This window comes from Pseudomonas salicis, from assembly GCF_057128705.1.
Window position 1 is genome coordinate 180,828 of record NZ_JBSKHU010000008.1, and the last position, 23,514, is coordinate 204,341.

Here is a 23,514-nt window from a genome sequence, read left to right on the forward strand (position 1 = left end):
TCAGTCTTCTGTCCCGTAGGGAGCAAGTGTTTCATTCAGCTGACTGACCCACGGATTGATCACCTTCACGCCGCTGCCTGAAAAATCAGCGGTGTTTCGGGTTACCACTGTCATACCGTGAACCAACGCCGTGGCAGCGATCATGGCATCGTATTCACTGCGCGGATCTGGAACGTGCAACCGGGCGCATTTCAGGGCCACTGCGGCGTCAACGGGCAAGATTCGTCCCGAAAATGCAGGCAGTACGTGATGATCAAGCCAGGTCCTCAGCATTGCCGATTGCGTTGAATCATGTCGTTCCAGTCTTAGAATGCCTGTCTCCAGTTCAAGCACGGTAATTGAAGAGAGATAGAGGCTTGCGGCGGGCGTTCGGTCCGCCCACCTGCGCACGCTCGGCGCCGCCTTGTGATTTTTCCTGAGTTCGGACACCACGTTGGTGTCGAGCAGATACATCAGGAAAGGTCCACGTCTCGGGGCGTGATAACGGCACGTTTCGGATGGAAATCGATGTCTTCGATGCCGGGCATTGCGAGCAAATCGACGATGCTGACCGATCCGCCAGTAAGCTTTTGATAATCCTCAATCGTCAGCAGTACGTGCGCTGGCCGACCGCGATCGGTGATGAAAACCGGCCCTTCTCTAGTCGCCTTTTTTGCGCCACTGGTGTCTTGATTGAATTCGCGGCTGGAAATCGTAGTGATCATGGGGGGGACCTGCTTTATATTTGATGTAGTTACGTTGCTACGCTACGTGATTTCGCATCCTAAGCCACTTATGTGCCTCACTCAATCTTCAATATGTAACCAAGAAGGACCCCGCCAGCCGCACAGTGCGGGCCTATCTTTCCCATTCCTCACTCCCGCGGATCCGCCGCCTTCTCCCCATGAGAAAGGCTATACACATACGCCGCCAGCAAATGCACCTTGTCGTTCCCTTGCAGCAATTCCTGCGCAGGCATCTGCCCCTGACGCCCGTACCGAATCGTCTGTTGCAACTGCGCGAAGCTCGATCCGTAGATGAATGCGCCAGGGTGGGTCAGGTCGGGGGCGCCCATGGCGGCGGTGCCTTTGCCTTCGGGGCCGTGGCAGGCGACGCAGTTGGCGGCGAAGATTTTCTGCCCGGCGACCGGGTCGGCCTTGGCGTCTTCGGGCAGCTTGCGGCCGTCCAGTCGGGTCAGCACGAACGCGGAGACATCCCGCACGCCCTGGTCGCCGACGACTTCACCCCATGCTGGCATCACGGCGTGGCGACCGCCCATGATGGTGGTCTTGATGGTCTGCGGATCGCCGCCCCAGCGCCAGTCGGCGTCGGTGAGGTTGGGGAAGCCGTAGGCGCCTTTCGCGTCGGAGCCGTGACAGACCGAGCAATTGGAGGCAAACAGGCGACCGCCCATTTTCAGCGCTTGCGGGTCTTTGGCGACGTCTTCGATGGGCATCGCGGCGAACTTGGCAAAGATCGGCCCGAAACGCGCGTCCGAACGGGCCATTTCCTTCTCCCATTCGTGTACACCGGTCCAGCCGGTCTTGCCGTCCGAGAAGGCGACTTTCTTGTCGTTGTCGGCGTAGTCGTAGCCCGGCAGCAGGCCGGTCCAGTTGCCAAGGCCGGGGTACAACGCCAGATAGCCCAGCGCAAAGATGATGGTGCCGACAAAGAGCATGAACCACCACTTGGGCAGCGGGTTGTCGTACTCCTCGATGCCGTCGAACGAGTGGCCGACGGTCTCGTCGGTGGTGTCGGCGCGCTGGCCCTTGCGGGTCGCCAGCAGCAGCCAGGTCAGGCAAAAAATCGTGCCCAGCGTCAGGACCGTGACGTAGAGGCTCCAAAACGTAGTCATTCTGTGTGGCTCCTGGAGGCTTTCGCTTTTTCCAGTTGCGCGATGGCCTCGGGGTCATCGGCAAAGGGCAGCAGGGTCGCGTCGTCGAATTCGGCCTTGCGGCGGGGGCTGAACACCCACAGCGCGAGACCGATGAAGGCCACCATCACCACGACGGTGCCCAGACCTCGAATCATTCCGATATCCATGGCGATCACCGTTTACTCTTGATGACAGTACCGAGGCCTTGCAGGTAGGCCACCAGCGCGTCCATTTCGGTTTTGCCTTTCACCGCGTCGGCGGCACCGGCGATGTCCGCGTCGGTGTACGGCACGCCGAGGCTGCGCAGGACCTCCAGCTTGCGACCGGTCAACTTGCCGTCGAGCCTGTTTTCCACGAGAAAGGGGTAGGCCGGCATGATCGACTCCGGCACCACGTTGCGCGGGTTGTATAAATGCGCGCGGTGCCAGTCATCGGAGTAGCGGCCGCCGACGCGGGCCAGGTCCGGCCCGGTGCGTTTCGAGCCCCACAGGAACGGGTGATCCCAGACGCTTTCGCCTGCCACGGAGTAATGGCCGTAGCGTTCGGTTTCTGCGCGGAACGGCCGGATCATCTGCGAGTGACAGCCGACACAGCCGTTGGCGATGAACACGTCCCGACCTTCGACTTCCAGCGCCGGGCGCGGCTTCATGCCTTCGACCGGCTGGTTGGTGACGTCCTGGAAAAACAGCGGCACGATCTGCGTCAGACCGCCCACCGCCACCGCGATGACCATGAAAATCGCCAGCAGACCGATGTTCTTTTCGAGTGCTTCGTGCTTGATCATCAGTGCGCTCCCACGACAGCGATCTGGGTGGCGGCGTCAGCTTCTTCGGCGTTCGAGGCACGCACGGTGCGGAACACGTTATAGGCCATGAACAGCATGCCACTGGCGAAGAACGCCCCGCCCAGCGCGCGCACGATGTAACCCGGATGGCTGGCTTGCAGCGCTTCGACGAAGGAGTAGGTGAGCGTGCCGTCATCGTTGATTGCCCGCCACATCAGCCCTTGGGTAATGCCATTGACCCACATCGAGGCGATGTACAGCACGGTGCCGATGGTCGCGAGCCAGAAGTGGGTGTTGATCAATCCGATGCTGTGCATCTGCGGACGGCCGTAAAGGCGCGGGATCATGTGATAAACCGCACCGATGGAAATCATCGCCACCCAGCCCAGCGCCCCGGCGTGCACGTGGCCGATGGTCCAGTCTGTGTAGTGCGAGAGGGAGTTGACGGTCTTGATCGCCATCATCGGCCCTTCGAAGGTCGACATGCCGTAAAACGCCAGCGACACCACGAGGAAGCGCAAAATCGGGTCAGTGCGCAATTTATGCCAGGCGCCGGAGAGGGTCATCATGCCGTTGATCATGCCGCCCCAGCTCGGGGCCAGCAGAATGATCGACATCACCATGCCCAGCGATTGTGCCCAGTCGGGCAGGGCGGTGTAGTGCAAATGGTGCGGGCCCGCCCATATATAGAGGGTGATCAGCGCCCAGAAGTGGACGATGGACAGGCGATAGGAATAGATCGGGCGTTCGGCCTGTTTCGGCACGAAGTAATACATCATCCCCAGGAAGCCCGTGGTCAGGAAAAAGCCTACGGCGTTGTGCCCGTACCACCACTGAATCATCGCGTCGGTGGCGCCCGAGTAGGCCGAATACGACTTGAACAGGCTCACCGGCAGCGACATGTGGTTGACGATGTGCAGCATCGCCGTCACCACGATGAAGGCGCCATAGAACCAGTTGCCGACGTAAATGTGCTTGGTCTTGCGCTTGACGATAGTGCCGAAGAACACCAGCGCATACGTGATCCAGACAATGGCCAACAGGATCGCGATAGGCCATTCCAGCTCGGCGTATTCCTTGGTGGTGGTGTAACCCATCGGCAGCGTGACGATGGCGCCGATGATCACGGCCTGCCAGCCCCAGAAGTGAAAGGCCGCCATGCCGTCGGAAATCAGCCGCGTCTGACAGGTTCGCTGGACGACATAGTAGGACGTGCCGAACAGCGCGCAGCCACCGAAGGCGAAGATCACGAGGTTGGTGTGCAACGGGCGCAGGCGTCCGAACGTGGTCCATTCGAGACCAAAGTTCAGGTCAGGCCACACGAGTTGTGAGGCGATGAAGACACCGAGCCCCATGCCAAGGATGCCCCAGACCACCGTCATGATGGCGAACTGGCGGACTACCTTATAGTTATAAGCAGTCGGAGTGATTGCAGTGCTCATTCTAAGGTTCCACGGTTTGGGTTTTGTTATGTGTGGTAACGACCGCAACGTCGATTTAAGCGTAGACCCTTTGCCGCAACGAAGCGGAATCCGGGGCCTGCGGGACGATTGTCGGGTTGCTCCAACAGAGGCCTCTGCGAACGTGCGCAGAAGCGATCTGCCCAAGTGGGCCGAAGAAGGCGGGGAACAGGCGGGTGAGGCAGCGCGCGTGAATGGGAGAAAAATTGGATACAACCCTGCGGGTGACGGACAGGGCTGCGCTGTCTGTCTGCAAGAGGGCTGAGCGGTCGTGCACAATCCTTACGCCAAACCTGTGGCCAGCTGTCGCCGGACCACTGTGGCGCCTAGCTTAGACGGGTTTGATCGGCGATGGAAGCCTCAAGACAGGGGGATGCGACACTTCGACGCGTCGAAATGGCAGGATGCTGCGCCCCGTTGCGAGGCGCAGCGATCACCGGATTCGAAGGTCGCTGAAACGCTTCACTCCCTGCGTTCCTTGCGCGTGGGAGGTGCGTTTCTACTTCGAAGTTGTATACAAAAGCCGATGACATTTGCACTTGTTGCTGCCCAAAAAATGTTTGGCCCGAGCTGGCAGGCAAGGCCGGAGATCGTCACGGTTGATCGACCGGCACCGGACAAAAAGCTCACACGCCGATGAATCCGCCCGGTTGCGTATGGTTTGGGGCGCTCAAGGCAGGGGCGCTTTATGCCGAAGTGTTCTGAAAGGGTAAGTACCGCAAGCTGAACCGGGGCTGTCGCGGGTGGGTATCTTCATGAGGTGGCCGCGCCGGGGTCTCCCACAGGGATCTTCGATGGCCCACAGGTTTCGTGAACCCGCGTCTTCCCCTAACATCCAACCCCTTTCACCCGAACTGCATGGCGAGCCGAGACTTCATGAGCACATCACTTCCTCACGCCGACCCCTGCGCCCGGCTGGCAAAAGAACGCGGCTGGCTGTGGAACGCCCCGGCTTCCCTCGAAGGGAACGCGCCCGCAACGTTGATCCTGGCCCACGGCGCCGGTGCACCGATGGACAGTGCGTTCATGGACGACATCGCTACGCGGCTCGCCGCGTTGGGCATCGGGGTGCTGCGATTTGAATTTCCCTACATGGCCCAGCGCCGGATCGACGGTGGCAAACGCCCGCCCAACCCGAAACCCAAGCTGTTGGAGTGCTGGCGCGAGGTGTATGCGGCGGTTCGTGCTTGCGTCAGTGGCACCTTGGCCATCGGCGGCAAATCCATGGGCGGTCGCATGGCCAGTTTGCTGGCCGATGAGCTGCAACCCGACGCGCTGATCTGCCTTGGCTACCCGTTCTACGCCGCAGGTAAACCGGATAAGCCGCGAGTCGAGCACCTGGCTGCACTCCAGACCCCGACCCTCATCGTTCAGGGTGAACGCGACGCCTTGGGCAATCGCGAAACCGTCGAGGGCTACACACTGTCCTCCGCAATCCACGTCCATTGGTTGCCCACCGCCAACCATGACCTCAAGCCATTGAAGGCGGCGGGCGTCAGTTATGAAGCCTGTCTGCAAGACACGGCGGAACAGATCGCCAGGCACTTGGCGCCTTGATCAGCAGATGGCTTTACCCGCACGGCACACCAGGTTGAACTCGCCCCGGGTCACGTTGAAATCGATGGCCGGGATCGAGAACTCAAACGTCCCGCGCAGCCGACCGGTTTCAACGTTGCATTCCAGAAGGGTCAGCGTGCCATCTTGAAAATCCCGCGAATGAAACACCAGCGCCTGTTGTTTGGGCGTCAGGTGGTAGACCGCCGACACCCGCTCGTTGCGCACCAGGTCGTAGGTGCCGGGTTGCAACGATTGATCGATGAAAAAACCGAACACCGTTCGCCGGTGCGCGACCTTTCCCGTCGCGTGAATCTTCCAGATTTGCCGGGTCTGGACGCCTTCCAGCTCAGAGCGCAGGCAGGCAATACCTTGCAGACGTGTCGTGATAAACGGCTTGCCGTTGACCACCGCGCTGAAGCGCGAATCCTTGTCAAAAGGGAGGACGTTCGAAGGTGGGAGATGTATTGAACCGTTCATGATCTCTCTTGGAATTGTAGTGTTGCGTTAAAACGCGAAAATCGAGGGCATCACCGGACCGCAGCGATGCCCACGGACAGGGGTGGTTCAGAGCATCAGCGAATCGCGACGCCGAGGCTGGAGTTGGTGTGCAGCAGCTTGAAGTCTTGCCCGGTCTGCATGTTTTTCACGTAGTACCATTTCGCGCCGAGGAAATTCACGGCCCAGGTCGAGGACCAGAAATTCTGGGTGCCCATTGGCCAGCGGCTGCCATAGGCGTTGTAGATTTCGATCAGCTCATTGATGTTCGGAATGCGCCCACCCTTGGCAGCGGCGGCCGCTTCCATCTGGGTCAGATTGCCCGAACCCACGCCTTCACAATGAATCACGCCCGTGACCGACACCGTGTAGCTGCGGCTTTCGCCAGCGGCATCCGAGACCGTGATCGTTGCGCTGCCATTGCCACGCACCGAGGTCTGTCCCTCTTCCGTGACCTGCGCCACCAATGGATCGCTGGAGGTGTAGGTATAAGGAGGGCGACCACCGCTGGCCGGGCGCAGTACCGTGGTCCCGGTCGGGAAGGACGGCAGCAGATCGGGATGGCCGGGAATCAGGTAAATCTTGCCCGGCAACGCCACCGGCGACTCATCCAGAATCAGCCCCTCGCGCACGCTCACCTCGAGCTTGTGCGACTCCGTTTCCGCGCCATCGCGGTTCACCAGATAAGACACTGTCGCCGATTCCCCGATACTCGCTTCGATGAACGACTTGGGAATCGTGAATTTCAAGTGCGTGCTGTCGCCAACGGTCTGTGATTCGCCTTCAAACGGGGTCTTGCCAACCCAGCGCACCTTCACGGCGTCAGTGGCGAGCATGCCGCGATACGTCGCCCGGGCAATGGCTTCGTCGCCCGTGATCAGCGAAGGACGCAGCACGCCATCCGGCCCGACCGTGTCCAGCGTGGGCGCCGACAGATCCAGCGCCGTGCTGAGAATCTTCAGCGACACCTTCTCTGATTCCTGCACCCCACCGCTGCGACGCATGACGCTGTACGACACCACCACCGTTTGCCCGTCGTTCACCGTCACCAGCGCGCTGGAGATGATCACCGAAACGGCCTGCCCGGCTTCTTCAGCCGTGACCACGTGCTCCTTGAAATCACTGCCTTTCGGGCCCTCCCAGCGCACCGCAATCTTCTCGCCCTCGCGCAGATTGGCCGAGGTGTCGATGACCACCGTTGCGCCGTCGCTGGCGTTGGCCGGATCAAGAATGTTGTTGGCGGCCTCCTTGATGGTCGGGACCGGGAGCGGGGTGGTGACCGACAGTTGCAGGCTGATCGACAACGCTTCCGACTTCATCGACACATTGCCGGCCAGGTCCGTCACGGTGTAATACACCTCGGAACTCGCCCCATCCGCCTGCTCCAGCAGATCACGGGTGAAATTCACCGTCACACTGTTCAAGCCCATGTCATTGCCATCGACCGTGACCAACGGACCTTCCAACTCACCCCAATACGTGCGCACCACATCACCGAGCGCCATGCCGTTGTAACTGGCGATGCGGCCCGGGAGGATGTTGTCCAGCGCCTCAAGCTCGTCCGAGGTGAGCGTGTCCTGGATGGTGGATGGGAAGAGGATGGGGGCAAGGTCGGGGGCGCCGGGGGCGGTTTTGTCGATGCGCATGGGGATGCTATCGGAGAAGACTTCATATTGGGTATTCGGGCTGAAGATCCGATAGGACACAGCATGGTCACCCTCGGTAAGCAGGTCCACAGGGATTTCTACCGTCAGTTCGTCGCCAGGCTTATCCGACTCCATAATCTCCTTTTCGTCGGACACCCGTTGGCCGTCAAACACAAGTTGATAGGTATATTTAGGTTCCGCCGCAGGCCATACAGGGAAGTTAACAACTATAGGAGATACCAAATGTTCGATAGGGATCAAGCCACCTTCCAAGGCCGCTGGAATGGTCGGCAATTCCAATGGAATAGGCTCTCGCGGTGAAGCGTTATTTTCGATGTTCATCGTTACATCCTTTTCATTTCAATTGAGAGGGCAGACGACAGGTCTCGTGTCTGCCCGGCGTTGCTTAATTGTTATGGGCGCAAACTGCAGAAAGTTTCGTTAGTACGGCGCATGTCTACCGGGATGCGAGTCACTTTGGAGGTGACTGCGCTTTGATTGCTTTCCGGCGCGGGTTCAACTCGGAAGTAAGCCTCACAAAAACCTGTGCAAATCGAACGGAGGTTATTGTAAGGAACCTCAAAGCTGTATCCGTTGATTACATCAAGGTCGTCAAGAATGCGGCTGGCGGTCACCGTCGCAGCCTCAATCGGATTGTTATCACTGTCAAAACCTTTAAATGTGAACAAAAGCCTTTGCTTTTCTGCAATGTTTGTGTAAGGCGAGACAGTTCCGCTTGTCCCATTGGGAGCTGTAATCAACGAAATGTACCCGGTGGATGTGACTTCAAATACGGGGCCGTCAATCCCTTCGCCACCGCCAGGCAGATCTTCTCTGGAACGCACAGTCACTTTCTGAGATAAGGACGTGGTGGGGTTCGGGTTGCCTTGACGAGTGACAGTATAGAAAACTGGGATCTCCGCCCCCGTGCCTTGTGCCTTCATGATTGAGTTCGCAATGGGCACAATAAGGTCTTTTTTAACGGCAATATCGGTCGTATTAATTTGATGCCACTGAGTGATCTCTTGATCGCCCCAGAACAAATTCAGCTGATCATTGAGTCGGAAATCGTCACTCCACTCCACGATCGCAACGCTATTCAGCTCATAGTCGTCTTCGTCAATGAAATTATCCGTTTTGTTCGGATTAGTTACGCTGGTTCCTTGAATGGTGGGCGGAGACGATGGCACTGGCACCGGCAGCGTGACGAAAACATCGGCCACCGTTGGCAATGACGAGCCATTCAGTTGGTTCTGCCGCGACACTTTATAGCTGATCTCTACACTGCCTACTGGTTTGGCGGCTATGGTTTCGTATGGCACCTTCAAAGACAGGACCAAGGCTTCGTTTTCACTTCCCGAGGGTAGTTCGACTGGAAACATAGGGTTGTCTGTGCCCCAGTATAGGGTGATCTGGTCAAAGGCAGATGCGCCTGGATAGTGAGGAATATCGACCTGTACGCCTACGCGGGCTTCCGCGTAATCGATCTGATCACCTACACTGGGGTCTACGATCGGTGCGGGATAGTCTGCGGGAATTTCCTCCAACAGCAGCAGGATTTCGGTAGGTGTCGAATAATCGGACACATTGCCCGCCCGATCGGTAACGTGGTATTTGACCTGTTTTGCTCCTTCTTCAATAGACTCAAGAAACTCACGAGAAAAATCAAAAATGACTTTGTTTAAACCCATGTCGTTTGTGTCGACAACAGCGGAGGGGCCTTCAATTTCACCCCAATAAGTTTGAATGACATCGTGTTTAGCCATGCCATTATAACCAGCGACTTGCACCTCGAGCCTATTGCCCAGGGATTCAAGCTCGGTAAACGTCAACCCGTTAATGACTTCTACCGGAAATTGAATAGCAGCAAGAAGAGGCTTCCCTGGCGCTGTTTTATCGATGACTACTGGAAAAATTTCAGAGAAGTCTTGGACCCCGGTATTGGGGCTAAACGTTCGAAAGCCAAGCGTGTGACGCCCTTCGGTTTGTAGTTCCACCGGAAGTTCCAATGTCAAAGAGTCGCCAGGCTTATCATTCGGCGAAATGGCTTTTTCAATACCCTGTGCAGCGTCGTTCCACCACAGTTGGTAGGTATATCCTGCTTGAGCGCCTTCCCATACTTTGAGATCCACGGTAATGGGGGCGTTAAGCGCGGACGTAGGAATCAAGCCGGGCGTGTCGTCGTCGTGAAAAGCAACGGCGATGTCAGGCGCCTCAATGGGAATCGGGTCTCGTGAGTTATTTCCACGAAGAATAGTAGGTGTTTGCTTGATGTCGCTCATGAAACTTTCCTTGTTTGGAGTTGGTTTAGAACTCAGGATCATTCGTCACTCTGACCATCGTCAGATGAGTAGGATGCCCCTGTTCTGCTAATAAACTAATCGCATGATTAATCTCCGGTCAATGTCGTACAAATCCATCTGTGTAGGATATTTTTAGTATGTGTAGGACGTTTTAATAAAATGTCTGAAAAAGCCCTGTCGGGCTGTTGGCGATGGAGCCGGTAATTCAGGGGTATCCTCGTTTTTGGGGTGAGAAAAATTCCCTGTCATTTCGGAAACGTCCTACGCGTAAAAAAATTTTTTTTTCTCAAGAAGACGCTATGTATTCCCAAACTCGAGGACTCACTTATAGGAGGATTCAGGGTGTCTATCGGAAATATGCCGTCAAACCGGTTCCATCGAAGCGTGCTTGGAGTGGCAATCGGTGTGTTTTCACCGTTGATTTGGGCCGCTGATGAGGACATGACGCCACGTAAGGAAGTCTCTCAAGGCATCGGCACCGAGATGATTGACGTGAATGGAGTCCAACAAAGTGTTGTCGTGGTGGATGGGGTACCGCTTACCGTCGATAGAACGGCGGTATCCGCAAGCTATTTAGTCAGAAATGGCGGGATATTGAGTCTTCAGTCTGGAGCGGTGGCAGAGCATGTGCGGGTGGATAATTCCGACCTGAACATCAATGGAGGCGTGGTTTCAGGTGGAATAGAGCTGAGTTTGGGCTTGGCCCGTATCCAGAATGCAAGCATTTCGAATAGTCAAAGTGAGGCTTTGTCGCTCATAACGAGTGCCAAAGACCCCTTAGCTCTTTCGACTGCGATTATTTCGGACAGCCAGCTTCGAGGGCTGGGTCTAGGGGCGCTTATTTCTGCGAAAGGGGAACTATGGCTTGCCAGATCAAGTGTCGACGATTTGGCCAACGACGGGGGAAGCGACAGTAGTGGGATATCGCTCGTGGGGGGGGCCGTACATATCACGGATGGTAGCCATGTGCTGGGTGGGGGAAGCGGCGTGCGTATCGCTGACGAACCAAAGGCCGATTTTCCTCAGACGAATCGGCTCGAAATAGATCGTTCCACTATCACGGCGCGTACGGGATCTGCGGTTGAAGTGTCAAAGTTTTCCGAATTTCAGAGAAGGAACACGATTGCTAATATTTTGATAGCCAATCATTCCAAATTGGAAGCGGGCAACGGCCGCCTCATCAATGTGAAACAAGAAAGCACCGCTAACGTTGAGGTCAATGACAGTGCCCTCACCGGACATTTCGTCGCCGACGACACCAGCACCCTGAACGTCGCGCTGCGCAACCACGCTCGCTTGGACGGGAATATCGTCAACGGCAATGCCGTGATCATCGATTCCAGTGGTCACTGGCAGTTCGCCGAAGACAATTCGGTCAAGTCTCTGGCCATCGACGGTGGCAGTGTCGGCTTTGCCGGGGAAGGCTTTCACACGCTCACCCTCGGTCAGTTGTCGGGGCGAGGTCGGTTTGACATGCGCATCGATCCGGCTAACGGGGAGAGTGACTTGTTGAACGTCGAAGGCCAAGCCAGTGGCAATCATGTGCTCAACGTTCGTAATACAGGTGAAGAAGCGGTGCCGTCGGATTTCGACGCGTTGCGGGTGGTGCACACCGAAGGGGGCGATGCGCAGTTCCGCTTGCGAGGCACGCGCGCGGACATCGGTGCCTACTCGTACGCGCTGGAGCAGCAAGGTGATGACTGGTTCATCATCGGTTCCGGCAAGACCATCAGCCCTTCGACGGAAAGCGTGCTGGCGCTGTTCAACGTCGGGCCGACGATCTGGAACAGTGAGTTGAGCACGTTGCGTAGCCGAATGGGTGAGGTGCGCGGTCAGGAGCAAGGGGGCGGCTGGATCCGCAGTTACGGCAGTCGCTTCAAGGCATCGCTGGATTCGGGACTGAGTTATCAGCAGCGGCAACACGGGCTGTCTTTGGGTGCTGACGGGCCGGTGCCCGTCAGCAATGGCCAATTGCTGGTGGGTGTGATGGGTGGCTACAGCCAGTCCGATCTGGACATGGGCCGTGGCACGTCGGGTGAAGTCGACAGCTACTACGTGGGCGCCTACGGCACCTGGCTGTCGGACGAGGGTTATTACCTCGACGGCGTGGTGAAGGTGAACAAATTCCACAACACGTCGAAGGTGGCGATGAGTGATGGTGAAAAAGCCAAGGGCGATTACACCAACATGGCGGTGGGTGGATCGGTGGAGTTCGGCAAGCACATCAAGCTGCCTGACGATTATTTCGTGGAGCCGTTTGCCCAGCTGTCGAGCGTGTGGATCGGAGGCGACAGCTACACGCTGAATAATGGCCTGAAAGCCAAGACCAGTGAGACGCAGTCGATCGTGGGTAAAGTGGGTGCCACGCTGGGCCGTTCGTTCACCCTTAAGGATGGCGGCGTGGTGCAGCCGTACGTGCGAGTGGCAGGGGCGCATGAGTTCTCCCGTAGCAATGACGTCAGCGTCAACGACCAGCGTTTTGACAATGACCTGTTCGGCTCGCGGGCCGAGCTGGGCGCGGGTGTGTCGGTGTCGTTGTCCAAACGCCTGCAAGTGCATGCCGATTTTGATTACATGAAAGGCGAGCATGTCGAGCAGCCATGGGGGGCCAATCTGGGTCTGCGTCTGGCGTTCTGACCGGTTGACCCTGTAAACGATTCAAGTCGTAAGTCAGCCCCGACGGCAGTCATGCCGCCGGGGCTTTTTTTCTCCATTGTTTGAACGGGCATGGGGGCGCGCGACGGGTATCGAACGCCTTCATGCCGGATCGGTTTTACAGGTCCAGTTTACGTCGACGGATAGGTCGGCCATGGGAGCCTTTTGGCTCCCCTGTTCCATCGTCGCGCACGTAGATCGTCAGGGTCTCTGACACACCGACCAGACGTTTGCGACGGACCACTTCGTAGCGAATATCGATCAACCCGGTACGGTCGTTTGGTACTCCTCCAGCGTTGAGAAATTGAATCAGACGTGGCCCTTTTCGTGATTTGGAGGGCGGCACCGTGGTGTAGAACGTGCTTTTCCCCCAGCGCATCTTGAGCTGATCAGTGACCCAGATCTTTGAAGAACGCGGTACGGTAATCAGCACACCCTTGGCGAGCTGTGCGGTGGAGACCTCACCGTTTCTTCCGCCGTCCAGGGACGGCGGAGGCAACGAAGGGGCCGCCTTTCGAGCCTCTTCATCGATTTCCCAAGGGAAACCCAGAACGTGCTCGAGGTGTTCGCTGTAGAACGTGGCGATGTCCTTGGATGTGGCGCCAGGCGGGAGAATGGCGCGCAAATCTTCGTAATGCGGTATCGAATCAAAGTTAAAAGTCGACCCGTCCACACGTTCGTCAGCATTCGCCAGTTGATCTTCCGCAGATGTTTCATCCTTGTTCCGAGCGATGTCAGTCGGATTTACAGATGGCGGAATATCCTTTTCATCTTCCATTAAAGTTCCCTGAATTGGATGGGGTTGTGATAACAGAGGTTACAACGACGACAAACATCGTTGTGGGGCTGCGTGCCCCGGCTGCATATGTTCAAGTCATGACCTGTCACTGTCAATCGAGCCCCGTGCAGAGGTTGAATGTGTCCGCAGCGTCATTTACAACGCTTGAAGCGGAACCTGTTTTATGCATTACGGCATATTTAGTCGAATTTGACGGGGGTGTAAGTACATATGTACCGCATCCAAGGTCTTGGAGCGTGCTTGCGGCTTCACATAGTCCTCAATCGTTGTAGGCAAAAGGGAAATAAGCGAGAAAAAAATAATTCCCCGGCGTTCGAATTTCGACGTAATTGGGCCGCTCCTCCTTCAAATGAAGGGGGAGTGGCACGTCAAATGATCTAATTAATTTCAGCGGTCATGACATTACATAGTGAGGGAAATTGTTACAGGTAAGGAATTGAAGGATGGGTTGCCTGCGCGGTCGACGACAACGTACTCGATGGTCACCTCTTGGGCTGCGAGGCCCAGCAGGTAGTCTGCCTCGAAGACGATTTCGATGGGGCGCACGGTGAGTTCGTCCGCTTGCACGGTGTGGGTCGGGCCGGAAATGCCGTTGCACAGGGTGCGAACAACGTCGCCTATGGCCATGCCCGCGTAGCCGGGAAGAATGGCGTTGGCGTCGCCGTTGATCGAGCCCTCGGCGAAGAACAGCGGGGCGAGGACCGCGGCGCCGGGTGGGGTTCGGTCGACGATCAGGGGGATTGCCGGAGAGAAGTCTTCCGACTCACCAATCGGGCTGTAGATCCGGTACTGAAGGGAGTAGCGCTTGTCCTTCAACAGGTGATTTTCCGAGAGGTACAGCGTAATGATATCGCCGGGTTTGTCAGTGGCGGTGATGACGCGTTCTTCGGTTGCGGGCAGGCCGTCCAGGTTCAGCCGCACGGTGTAGCCTGTTTCAGCCGCAGGCCAGACTTCAACCTGCACGGCAACAGGGGCATTCAAGTCAGCGGTTTTCAGCAATCCATCGTCATAGGCTGTAGGCACGACGGCGGGCGGGAGTGGGATGGGTTTTTTGACATTCATGTCGTTCATGGCATTTCTCCATAAGGCACGATCGTCCGCATTCGCTTGCGGAACGGGTGCTTGATTGCTCGGATGAGCGTGTAGGTGTGCCCGGCGGCTTGGCCTGCCGGGCTGTGATGTGCGTGGTGGTGGTTACGGCACCAGTGACAGCGTTACCGGCACTGCCCGGATCGACTCATTGCCTGCGCGGTCCGTGACTGAGTAATCGACGACGACCTCGGGTGCCGCGAGACTCAGCAGGAAGTGCTCTTCGAAGGCGATCTGGATGGGAGCCAGCGAGAGTTCCTCCGCGACCACGGTGTGGACTGGGCCGGGCACGCCGTTGCAGAGGGTTTGGATCGTGTCCCCAGCTGCCATGCCGAAATAGGCAGGGACCCGCGCGGTCGCACGCGCGCCAAAGCTGGCACGAGGAAACATCATCGCAGCAAGGAGCGCAGCGCCGGGAGGGGTTCGGTCGACGATCAGGGGGATTGAGGGTGAAAACACTTCATCCCCGGTAAGGGGGTTACAAATTCGGTACTCAAGGGTATGGAGGCCTTCATCTCTCAAGTACGTTTCGGGCAGGTCGAGTGTAAGAATATCGCCCTGTTTATCAGCGTCGGTGATGACGCGTTCCTCGGTTACAGGCACGCCATCCAGATCCAGTCGCACGGTATAGCCGGTCATGGCCCCGATCCAGACCATTACCTGCACTGCAATGGGCGCATTCAAATCCGCGGTTTTCAACAACCCATCCTCATAAGCTGCGGGCACCACCGCAGGCGTCAGGGGGATCGGTTCTCTGACATTCATGTCGTTCATATCATTCTCCATAAGGCACAGTCGTCCGCGTTCTCTGGCGGAACGGGTGCCTGATTGATCAGGTGATCGTGTTGTGTTTGTCCGGCAGGTGGGTTCGCCGGTCAGTGTTACGAGATCAGCGTGAGCGTCTTGGGCAAGGATCGGATCGACTCATTGCCCGCCCGGTCGGTCACTGTGTAGTCGATGTCCACGTACTGCGCGGCGAGGCTTTGCAGGAAGGCTTTTTCGAAAACGATTTCGATGGGGCGCAGGGTGAGTTCGTCTGCCTGCACGGTATGGGTTGGGCCGGCAACGCCGTTGCACAGGGTGCGAATCAGGTCGCCTGCTTCGATGCCGGCGTAGCCGGGGACGAGGGCGAGGGTGTTGCCGTTGAATTCACCTTCTGCGAAGAACACGGGGCCGAGGAGTGGGCCGCCTGGTGGGGTGCGGTCGACCTTCAGCGTAACGGAGGGTGAGAAGTCTTCCAGATCTGAAAAGGGGCTGTAGATTCGGTACAGAAGGTTGTAGGCGCCGTCATTCTGTAGAAGGTTCTCGGCTACATGCAGTGTGAGAATATCGCCAGGCTTGTCGTCGTCGGAAATGACGCGTTCGTCCGTCACGGGTTTGCCATTCAGATGTAACCGCACCGTATATCCGGTTTCGGCCGCAGGCCACACCCCAACTTTAACGGCAATAGGGGCATTCAAGTCCGCCACTTTCAACAACCCATCTTCATACGCAACAGGCACGATTGCAGGTGGAAGTGGAATCGGCGCTTTGACATTCATGTCATTCATAACATTCTCCATCGAGCACTCATCAGATTTTTCGCCAGTGGGTGCTCTTTTATTAATTGGGTTAGATCAGCGAATTCACTCCAGAGGTGGTACATATATATCGCGATCTGAATTTCAACTAATAGCGATCCCGACTTTCTGTCAACCCTACATTTCGCTCCAATTCCGCAAAAACAGCACTGAACTTGCAACTTCGGAAACTTCCTACTTTTTCACCACGCAATAAAAAGCCCCGGCAGGGTCGCTGCCGGGGCTGGAGTTTTGCTGACTATTGATTAGCGGTTAAAACGTTCTACCAGCGAATACTGGCTAAGCGCAGTGTTGGTCAATTCGGCGCTGAGGTCGGCGGAGCGGCGGGCTTCGTCGGAGGTCTGGTCGGCCAGTTGAGCGATGGTGCTGATGTTGCGGCTGACCTCTTCGGCGACCGAGCTTTGTTCTTCGGTGGCGGCGGCGATTTGCGTGGTCATGTCAGTGATGTTGGCCACGGCGTCGCTGATCCCCACCAGCGCCTTGTCGGCTTCCATGACTTGTTCGACGCCTTCTTCCGCCTGGCGGCGGCCGGTGGCCATGGTTTGCACAGCGTTGTTGGCCGTGGCTTGCAGTTTGGCGATCAGGGAATGGATCTGGCCCGTGGATTCGGTGGTGCGTTGCGCCAGTTGGCGAACCTCGTCCGCCACGACTGCAAAGCCACGGCCCATTTCGCCGGCGCGGGCGGCTTCGATGGCAGCGTTCAGGGCCAGCAGGTTGGTCTGGTCGGCGATGCCTTTGATGACGTCGACCACGCCACCGATTTCGTCGCTGTCCTTGGCCAGTTGCGTGACGGTGAGGCCGGTTTCGCCGACCGAGGTCGAGAGGCGTTGAATGGCCTCGCGGGTTTCACTGGCGATGGTGCGGCCGCGACGGGTCAGTTCGTTGGCTTGCTGGGTGGCGTCGGCGGTGCGTTGAACGTGGCTGGCGACTTCCTGGGTGGTGGACGCCATCTGGTTGATCGCGGTCGCGACCTGTTCGGTTTCCACGCGCTGACGTTCCAGTCCGTTGGAACTGGCCTGGGCCAGGCTGTCGGACTGGCGCGCCTGGGAATTCAGGTGTTCGGCAGTGTCCTGCAAACGCGTGAGGCAGGTTTTGAGGCGGGCTTCCTGGCTCAGGATGGACATTTCCAGACGGGCCTGGGCGCCACGGCTGTCGGTGTACATCTGCGCGATCAGCGGGTCCGACGTGGTCTGATCCGCCAGACGCAGCAGGCGCTTGATGCCGCGTTGCTGCCAGCTCAGGCCCAGCAGCCCCAACGGCACGGACAGTCCCGCCGCGAGCGCGAAGCCCCAATAGGAGTTAAGCCAGACGCCGATCAGGAAGCTCAGTTGGCTGACCAGAATGAACGGAAGCCAGTCCTGCAGCACCGGCAGCCAGGTGTCGCGGCTCGGGACGGCTGACTTGCCGTTGTTCAGGCGTTGATACAGCGATTCGGCACGGCGGATCTGTTCGGCGGTGGGTTTGACGCGCACCGACTCGAAGCCCACCACCTGTTTGCCGTCGAAGATGGGCGTGACGTACGCGTTGACCCAGTAATGGTCGCCGTTCTTGCAGCGATTCTTGACGATGCCCATCCATGGCAGACCCTGTTTGAGGGTGCTCCACATGTGTTCGAACACGGCGGACGGAACGTCAGGATGGCGCACGGTGTTGTGCGGCGCCTTGAGCAATTCGTCGCGGGTGAAGCCGCTGATCTCGACGAAGGCGTCGTTGCAGTAGGTGATCACGCCGCGAGCATCCGTGGTCGAAATCAACCGCTGCTGTGCCGGGAAGGTCCGTTCGCGTTGGGTGATGGGCTGGTTATTGCGCATAAGCTGTTCTATCCGGGAAGGCTTTGAGGTGTTATCGGCCCTGTTGTCAGGAAATTAAGCATTTTGTGAACTGCGTCATGGGACGGTTTGCCGCAGGTCAACGCTCATCGGTCGAACATCGGATAGGTGAACAGGCTGAAGTGCGCAAGGTTGAGCCCAAAATGAGTGATGACCGCCGCCGGTAATCCGCCATATCGGTATGCGATGCCATACCCGAGTCCGGCCATGCTGGTGAGGATCATCCATTGCCAACCGCCGCCGAGGTGCATCACACCGAACAGCAACGAGCTGATGAGCAGTGCCAGCGTGGGGGCGTTTGGCATTCGCGCGAGCAAACGGCTGAGGCCGCCCTGCAGATAGCCGCGAAAGATCAGCTCTTCGGTCATCGTGACCAGCAGCAGATCGTTCAGCACCCAGATACCCCCTTGCTCGGGCCATTTCGGCGTCCAGCCCACGAGTCCCAGCGCCACCGCCGTAGCGAGGCAAGCGATGACTGTGACCGGCAGGGTCAGGCCAGTGGTGATCAGTGATCGGCGCAGATTGAACCCGGCGAACACCCAGGGGCAGGCGAGGATGATCCAGAAGCCGATCAGGGGCTTGTCGAGGTTGAGGTACATCGAAAAGGGCGCGGCTTCGGGAGTGAAACGCGCTGCGGCGATGACCCGGGCGCTGAAGAAGCCCGGCAGCCAATGGCAGGCCAGACCCGCCGCGAGGGCGATGAACAGGGCATGACCGAATCCGCGAACGGCCCAGTGTCGGAAATGGACGACGCAGATCCCCGCCATGATCAACAGCCCGAACGTGACGACCACCGGCAGGCTCAGCTGGCCATACACCCAGGCGATGCAATAACCGAGGGTCAGCAGCGTGAGCGCGCTCCAGCGCAGCACTGGCATGGGGTCGTCCTTGAACGTGGGATAAGGACGGCGATTTTAGCGTTGTTTAAACGTGGGTGCTTGTGGGAAAGGGCTGAAAGTATTGTCGGTGGAGCGGGGTGTGGTGGGGGCGGGCTGTGTGGGGTGTCAGGTCAATCGAGTTTTCAGGCCTTGCTGCCGCTGCGCGACAGATCGCAGGCAAGCCAGCTCCTACGCCTTCGGCAGAAGCAGGTGAGCGGGGCGGATCAAGCTTTTGATTCTGGCCGAAGGTCGTAGGAGTGCCGGGGTGGCGCTCCACCTTGCCTGCGATCTGTCGGGCACCGACAGCAAAATCGGTGCCCGCGGTGTATCTGAGAACACTGAGCAGGGCGCTCGCCCGCGATAACGGGCAAGCGCCTTACGGTAGGGCGTTACGACGCAATCAACTGCCGCAGTACGTAATGCAGAATCCCCCCGGCTTTGAAGTATTCGACTTCGTTCAGGGTATCGATCCGACACAGCACGTCGACGTTTTCTTGCTGGCCGTTTTCTCGGGTGATCTGCAGGGTCAGGCTCATGCCCGGTTGCAGCGTCGCGTCGGTCAGGCCGGTGATGTTGAGGATTTCCTTGCCGGTCAATTCCAGGGTCTTGCGGCTCTGACCGTTCTTGAATTGCAGCGGCAAGACGCCCATGCCCACGAGATTCGAGCGGTGGATACGTTCGAAGCTCTCGGCAATGACCGCTTTCACGCCCAGCAGGTTGGTGCCTTTGGCGGCCCAGTCACGGCTGGAACCGGTGCCGTATTCCTGACCGGCGATGACCACGAGCGGCGTGCCTTCCTTTTGATAACGCATGGCGGCGTCGTAGATCGGCAGTTTCTCGTCGGTCGGCACGTGCAGGGTGTAGCCGCCTTCTTCGTTGCCCAGCATTTCGTTGCGGATGCGAATGTTGGCGAACGTGCCGCGCATCATCACTTCGTGGTTGCCGCGACGGGAGCCATAGGAGTTGAAGTCTTTTGGCTCCACGCCTTTGCTGCGCAGGTAGCGACCGGCCGGGCTGTCCGCCTTGATGTTACCGGCAGGCGAAATGTGGTCGGTGGTTACCGAGTCACCCAGAATCGCCAGCACGCGGGCTTTCTCCACATCAGCGATCACCGGCAATGGACCCGCCACGTCGTCGAAAAACGGCGGATGCTGGATGTAGGTCGAATCGTCTTGCCACACGTAAGTCGCGGCCTGTGGCACTTCGATGGCTTGCCACTGCGCGTCACCGGCGAAGACCTCGGCGTATTCCTTGTGGAACATGCCGGTGCTGACGTTCAGTACGGCGTCGGCAATTTCTTTTTGCGTCGGCCAGATGTCGCGCAGGTACACGGGCTGGCCGTCGCTGCCTTCACCCAGCGGTTCGCTGCTCAGGTCCACGCGCACGCTACCGGCCAGCGCATAAGCGACGACGAGGGGCGGGGAGGCCAGCCAGTTGGTCTTCACCAAGGGGTGCACGCGGCCTTCGAAATTGCGGTTACCCGACAGCACCGACGCCACGGTCAGGTCCGATTGTTGAATGGCCTTTTCAATCGGGTCGCGCAACGGCCCCGAGTTACCGATACAGGTGGTGCAGCCGTAGCCCACGAGGTCGAAGCCGAGCTTGTCGAGGTACTCGGTCAGGCCCGCCGCCTTGTAGTAGTCGGTCACGACCTTGGAGCCGGGGGCCAGCGAGGTTTTCACCCACGGCTTGCGTTGCAGGCCTTTTTCCACGGCTTTTTTCGCCAGAAGGCCCGCCGCCATCATCACGCTCGGGTTCGAGGTGTTGGTGCACGAGGTGATGGCCGCGATGACCACCGCGCCGTTTTTCAAGCGATAGCGATTGCCTTCGTATTCATATTCGGCTTCGCCCACCTGCTCGGCGTTGCCCACGGCCACGCCACCGCCGCCTTCGCTTTCCAGACGGCTTTCATCGTGTTTGCTGGGTTTGAGCGCCAGGCCGAGAAAGTCGTCGAATGCCTGGGAAACGTCCGGCAGTGCGACGCGATCCTGCGGGCGTTTCGGCCCGGCCAGGCTGGCAACGACCGAACCCATGTCCAGCTCCAGTGCATCGGTGAACACCGGCTCTTTGCCGGGCAGGCGCCACAAACCCTGGGCTTTGGCGTACGCCTCGACCAACGCCACCGTTTCATCCGGACGGCCCGACAGGCGCAGGTAGTCCAGCGTCACGTCGTCCACCGGGAAGAACCCGCAGGTCGCGCCGTATTCCGGGGCCATGTTGGCGATGGTGGCACGGTCGGCGAGGGGCAGGTCAGCCAGGCCGTCGCCGTAGAACTCGACGAATTTCCCGACCACGCCTTTCTTGCGCAGCATCTGCGTCACGGTCAGCACCAGGTCGGTGGCGGTGATGCCTTCTTTCAGCTTGCCGGTGAGCTTGAAGCCGATCACTTCCGGGATCAGCATTGACACCGGCTGGCCCAGCATCGCGGCCTCGGCTTCGATCCCGCCGACGCCCCAGCCCAACACGCCGAGGCCGTTGATCATGGTGGTGTGGGAATCGGTACCGACCAGCGTATCCGGGAAGGCGTAAGTCCTGCCGTCCTCTTCCTTGGTCCAGACGGTGCGGCCCAGGTATTCAAGGTTGACCTGGTGACAGATCCCGGTGCCAGGCGGTACGACGCTGAAGTTGTCGAACGCGCTCTGGCCCCAGCGCAGGAAGGCGTAGCGCTCGCCGTTGCGCTCCATTTCGATGTCGACGTTTTCGCTGAACGCTTGTTGATCGCCGAACTTGTCCACCATCACCGAGTGGTCGATCACCAGGTCCACGGGGGAGAGCGGGTTGATGCGCTGAGGATCGCCGCCCGCCTTGGCCACGGCGGCGCGCATCGCAGCCAGGTCGACCACCGCGGGCACGCCGGTGAAGTCCTGCATCAGCACGCGGGCAGGGCGGTATTGAATCTCGCGGTCGGATTTGCGCTCGGTCAGCCAGGCGGCAAGGGATTTCAGGTCGTCGCCGGTGACGGTCTTGTTGTCTTCCCAGCGCAGCAGGTTTTCCAGCAACACCTTGAGCGACATAGGCAGTCGGTCGAGGTCGCCGAGTGTCCTGGCGGCGTCGGGCAGGCTGAAGTAATGGTAGGTCTTGTTGCCGACGTCGAGTGTCTTGAGGCTTTTCAGGCTATCGAGGGAGGGCATGACTAACTCCTTGACGGGTCCGCACGGCGCGGACGGGCGTATCACACAAAACGGTAAGACGATGGGTTTGAGCCCTCTGCATGGCGGCTTTAAACGGTCATTGAGTACTACTGGACCTTTGGCGTGGGCCAGTGGTTCCTGATTCCGCTATCATGCGCGGCTTTCGAGTCACTGAGGTGAAATCGCCTCAAGTATAGGACGCGCAGGATTTCTGCCCGGCGCGTCATGGAGAATTCCGTGAACACCCTTTTCATGCATTGCCGTCCCGGTTTCGAAGGCGAGGTCTGCTCGGAAATCAGTGAACACGCCGCGCACCTCGGCGTGTCCGGTTATGCCAAGGCCAAGCCCAATGCGGCCTGCGCCGAGTTCGTCTGCACCGAAGCGGATGGCGCCAAGCGCCTGATGGGTGGCGTGCGTTTCACCGACCTGATCTTCCCTCGCCAGTGGGCGCGCGGCGTGTTCGTCGAGCTGCCGGAAACCGACCGCATCAGCGTCATCCTGCAGCACATGGCGGATTTCGCGACCTGCGGCAGCCTGTGGCTGGAAGTGGTCGACACCAACGACGGCAAGGAACTCTCGACGTTCTGCCGCAAGTTCGAAGGCCCGCTGCGCAAGGCGCTTGAGAAGGCGGGAAAGCTGGTGGACAGCGCCAGGCTGCCGCGTTTGCTGCTGACCTTCAAAAGCGGTCGCGAGGTGTTTCTGGGCCTGGCCGATGCCGACAATTCGGCGATGTGGCCCATGGGCATTCCGCGCTTGAAGTTCCCCCGCGAAGCGCCGAGCCGTTCGACGCTGAAGCTGGAAGAGGCGTGGCATCACTTCATCCCGCGCGATCAGTGGGACGAGCGTCTATCAGGCGACATGACCGGCGTGGACCTCGGCGCGGCGCCGGGAGGCTGGACCTATCAACTGGTGAAGCGCGGCATGTTGGTGACCGCCATCGACAATGGCCCGATGGCCGAAAGCCTGATGGACACCGGGCTGGTGCAGCACTTGATGGCCGACGGCTTTACCTACAAACCGCGTCAGACCGTCGACTGGATGGTGTGCGACATCGTCGAGAAGCCTGCACGAAATGCCGCATTGCTGGAGACCTGGCTCGGTGAGGGGTTGTGCCGTGAGGCCGTGGTGAACCTCAAGCTGCCGATGAAGCAGCGCTATGCCGAGGTCAAGCGCCTGCTGGAACGCATCGAGGAAGGCTTCAAGGCGCGGGGCGTCAAGGTGTCGATCGGCTGCAAGCAGCTGTACCACGACCGCGAGGAAGTGACCTGTCATTTGCGGCGGTTGGATATGAAGCGCAAAGGGTGAGTGTCGGGCTGGCGGTTATCCTGACGGACCGTGGCACCTGATTTTGCCGCCGCTACGCGACGGATCGTAGGCAAGCCAACTCCTACGCCTTCGGCAGAAGCGAGTCCTTGCGCGATCTGGGCTTTTGATTCTGCCCGGAGGGCGTAGG

At 58.7% G+C, this 23,514-nt stretch carries 19 protein-coding genes; 3 read left to right on the top strand and 16 right to left on the bottom strand.

Going from position 1 to position 23,514, the window contains the following annotated elements:
- The 6 genes from ACWKWE_RS26555 to ccoN form a co-directional block, all read right to left on the bottom strand.
- Entirely contained in the window at positions 1–453 is a 453-nt protein-coding gene (locus ACWKWE_RS26555; protein ID WP_166597848.1) for a type II toxin-antitoxin system VapC family toxin, read from the bottom strand.
- On the bottom strand, positions 453–704 hold the full coding sequence (locus ACWKWE_RS26560) for a type II toxin-antitoxin system Phd/YefM family antitoxin (RefSeq protein WP_166597847.1): 252 nt from the start codon (positions 702–704) through the stop codon (positions 453–455). The genes ACWKWE_RS26555 and ACWKWE_RS26560 overlap by 1 nt, the downstream gene beginning before the upstream one ends.
- A 149-nt stretch (positions 705–853) precedes the next feature.
- Complete coding sequence (gene ccoP / locus ACWKWE_RS26565) at positions 854–1,834, bottom strand: cytochrome-c oxidase, cbb3-type subunit III (protein WP_483852162.1); 981 nt, start codon at positions 1,832–1,834, stop codon at positions 854–856.
- Positions 1,831–2,022 carry a cbb3-type cytochrome oxidase subunit 3 gene (locus ACWKWE_RS26570; RefSeq protein WP_166597845.1) on the bottom strand — a complete coding sequence of 64 codons (192 nt, stop codon included), beginning with the start codon at positions 2,020–2,022 and terminating at the stop codon, positions 1,831–1,833. Before ACWKWE_RS26570 ends, ccoP begins: the two co-directional genes overlap by 4 nt.
- A gap of 5 nt (positions 2,023–2,027) precedes the next feature.
- Positions 2,028–2,639 carry a cytochrome-c oxidase, cbb3-type subunit II gene (gene ccoO / locus ACWKWE_RS26575; protein ID WP_166597844.1) on the bottom strand — a complete coding sequence of 204 codons (612 nt, stop codon included), beginning with the start codon at positions 2,637–2,639 and terminating at the stop codon, positions 2,028–2,030.
- Positions 2,639–4,081 carry a cytochrome-c oxidase, cbb3-type subunit I gene (gene ccoN / locus ACWKWE_RS26580; protein ID WP_401151356.1) on the bottom strand — a complete coding sequence of 481 codons (1,443 nt, stop codon included), beginning with the start codon at positions 4,079–4,081 and terminating at the stop codon, positions 2,639–2,641. Before ccoN ends, ccoO begins: the two co-directional genes overlap by 1 nt.
- 894 nt (positions 4,082–4,975) lie before the next feature.
- Here ccoN and ACWKWE_RS26585 point away from each other — a divergent pair.
- Complete coding sequence (locus tag ACWKWE_RS26585; RefSeq protein WP_483852163.1) at positions 4,976–5,656, top strand: alpha/beta family hydrolase; 681 nt, start codon at positions 4,976–4,978, stop codon at positions 5,654–5,656.
- Here ACWKWE_RS26585 and ACWKWE_RS26590 read toward each other — a convergent pair whose 3' ends face one another.
- From ACWKWE_RS26590 to ACWKWE_RS26600, 3 genes are all read right to left on the bottom strand, one after another.
- Positions 5,657–6,133, bottom strand: coding sequence for a hypothetical protein (locus ACWKWE_RS26590; protein WP_166597841.1), 477 nt, complete (start codon positions 6,131–6,133; stop codon positions 5,657–5,659).
- A 95-nt stretch (positions 6,134–6,228) separates the two neighbouring features.
- Positions 6,229–7,932 (bottom strand): hypothetical protein, encoded by a 1,704-nt coding sequence (locus ACWKWE_RS26595; protein ID WP_483852164.1) that lies wholly within the window; start codon positions 7,930–7,932, stop codon positions 6,229–6,231.
- A gap of 278 nt (positions 7,933–8,210) precedes the next feature.
- Positions 8,211–10,079 (bottom strand): hypothetical protein, encoded by a 1,869-nt coding sequence (locus ACWKWE_RS26600; protein WP_483852165.1) that lies wholly within the window; start codon positions 10,077–10,079, stop codon positions 8,211–8,213.
- Positions 10,080–10,847: 768 nt separating this feature from the next.
- Here ACWKWE_RS26600 and ACWKWE_RS26605 point away from each other — a divergent pair.
- Entirely contained in the window at positions 10,848–12,737 is a 1,890-nt protein-coding gene (locus ACWKWE_RS26605; RefSeq protein ID WP_483852196.1) for an autotransporter outer membrane beta-barrel domain-containing protein, read from the top strand.
- 136 nt (positions 12,738–12,873) lie between these two features.
- On the opposite strand, the gene ACWKWE_RS26610 is transcribed toward ACWKWE_RS26605, so the two are convergent.
- The 7 genes from ACWKWE_RS26610 to acnA form a co-directional block, all read right to left on the bottom strand.
- A complete protein-coding gene (locus tag ACWKWE_RS26610; RefSeq protein ID WP_166598470.1) occupies positions 12,874–13,533 on the bottom strand; it encodes a hypothetical protein in 660 nt (219 codons plus the stop codon).
- Between the two features lie 423 nt (positions 13,534–13,956).
- Positions 13,957–14,625: a hypothetical protein gene (locus ACWKWE_RS26615; protein WP_483852166.1), complete on the bottom strand. Its 669-nt coding sequence runs from the start codon at positions 14,623–14,625 to the stop codon at positions 13,957–13,959.
- Between the two features lie 123 nt (positions 14,626–14,748).
- Positions 14,749–15,417 carry a hypothetical protein gene (locus tag ACWKWE_RS26620; protein WP_483852167.1) on the bottom strand — a complete coding sequence of 223 codons (669 nt, stop codon included), beginning with the start codon at positions 15,415–15,417 and terminating at the stop codon, positions 14,749–14,751.
- Between the two features lie 107 nt (positions 15,418–15,524).
- Positions 15,525–16,193, bottom strand: a complete 669-nt coding sequence (locus tag ACWKWE_RS26625; RefSeq protein ID WP_483852168.1) for a hypothetical protein — start codon at positions 16,191–16,193, stop codon at positions 15,525–15,527.
- A 275-nt stretch (positions 16,194–16,468) separates the two neighbouring features.
- Complete coding sequence (locus ACWKWE_RS26630; protein ID WP_483852169.1) at positions 16,469–18,034, bottom strand: methyl-accepting chemotaxis protein; 1,566 nt, start codon at positions 18,032–18,034, stop codon at positions 16,469–16,471.
- 104 nt (positions 18,035–18,138) lie between these two features.
- A complete protein-coding gene (locus tag ACWKWE_RS26635; protein WP_483852170.1) occupies positions 18,139–18,930 on the bottom strand; it encodes a lysostaphin resistance A-like protein in 792 nt (263 codons plus the stop codon).
- Between the two features lie 389 nt (positions 18,931–19,319).
- Positions 19,320–22,061, bottom strand: a complete 2,742-nt coding sequence (gene acnA / locus ACWKWE_RS26640) for an aconitate hydratase AcnA (protein ID WP_483852171.1) — start codon at positions 22,059–22,061, stop codon at positions 19,320–19,322.
- Between the two features lie 237 nt (positions 22,062–22,298).
- Between acnA and rlmM the strand changes: the two genes are divergently transcribed.
- The gene (gene rlmM / locus ACWKWE_RS26645) at positions 22,299–23,366 is read left to right on the top strand and encodes a 23S rRNA (cytidine(2498)-2'-O)-methyltransferase RlmM (protein WP_483852172.1); all 1,068 of its coding nucleotides are present in this window, start codon (positions 22,299–22,301) and stop codon (positions 23,364–23,366) included.
- Positions 23,367–23,514 lie beyond the last annotated feature (148 nt).

Bases quoted from the DNA above. Each gene is read 5' to 3' on its own strand.
- ACWKWE_RS26555 (WP_166597848.1), bottom strand. From the start codon at position 453: ATGTATCTGCTCGACACCAACGTGGTGTCCGAACTCAGGAAAAATCAC.
- ACWKWE_RS26560 (WP_166597847.1), bottom strand. From the start codon at position 704: ATGATCACTACGATTTCCAGCCGCGAATTCAATCAAGACACCAGTGGC.
- ccoP (WP_483852162.1), bottom strand. From the start codon at position 1,834: ATGACTACGTTTTGGAGCCTCTACGTCACGGTCCTGACGCTGGGCACG.
- ACWKWE_RS26570 (WP_166597845.1), bottom strand. From the start codon at position 2,022: ATGGATATCGGAATGATTCGAGGTCTGGGCACCGTCGTGGTGATGGTG.
- ccoO (WP_166597844.1), bottom strand. From the start codon at position 2,639: ATGATCAAGCACGAAGCACTCGAAAAGAACATCGGTCTGCTGGCGATT.
- ccoN (WP_401151356.1), bottom strand. From the start codon at position 4,081: ATGAGCACTGCAATCACTCCGACTGCTTATAACTATAAGGTAGTCCGC.
- ACWKWE_RS26585 (WP_483852163.1), top strand. From the start codon at position 4,976: ATGAGCACATCACTTCCTCACGCCGACCCCTGCGCCCGGCTGGCAAAA.
- ACWKWE_RS26590 (WP_166597841.1), bottom strand. From the start codon at position 6,133: ATGAACGGTTCAATACATCTCCCACCTTCGAACGTCCTCCCTTTTGAC.
- ACWKWE_RS26595 (WP_483852164.1), bottom strand. From the start codon at position 7,932: ATGGAGTCGGATAAGCCTGGCGACGAACTGACGGTAGAAATCCCTGTG.
- ACWKWE_RS26600 (WP_483852165.1), bottom strand. From the start codon at position 10,079: ATGAGCGACATCAAGCAAACACCTACTATTCTTCGTGGAAATAACTCA.
- ACWKWE_RS26610 (WP_166598470.1), bottom strand. From the start codon at position 13,533: ATGGAAGATGAAAAGGATATTCCGCCATCTGTAAATCCGACTGACATC.
- ACWKWE_RS26615 (WP_483852166.1), bottom strand. From the start codon at position 14,625: ATGAACGACATGAATGTCAAAAAACCCATCCCACTCCCGCCCGCCGTC.
- ACWKWE_RS26620 (WP_483852167.1), bottom strand. From the start codon at position 15,417: ATGAACGACATGAATGTCAGAGAACCGATCCCCCTGACGCCTGCGGTG.
- ACWKWE_RS26625 (WP_483852168.1), bottom strand. From the start codon at position 16,193: ATGAATGACATGAATGTCAAAGCGCCGATTCCACTTCCACCTGCAATC.
- ACWKWE_RS26630 (WP_483852169.1), bottom strand. From the start codon at position 18,034: ATGCGCAATAACCAGCCCATCACCCAACGCGAACGGACCTTCCCGGCA.
- ACWKWE_RS26635 (WP_483852170.1), bottom strand. From the start codon at position 18,930: ATGCCAGTGCTGCGCTGGAGCGCGCTCACGCTGCTGACCCTCGGTTAT.
- acnA (WP_483852171.1), bottom strand. From the start codon at position 22,061: ATGCCCTCCCTCGATAGCCTGAAAAGCCTCAAGACACTCGACGTCGGC.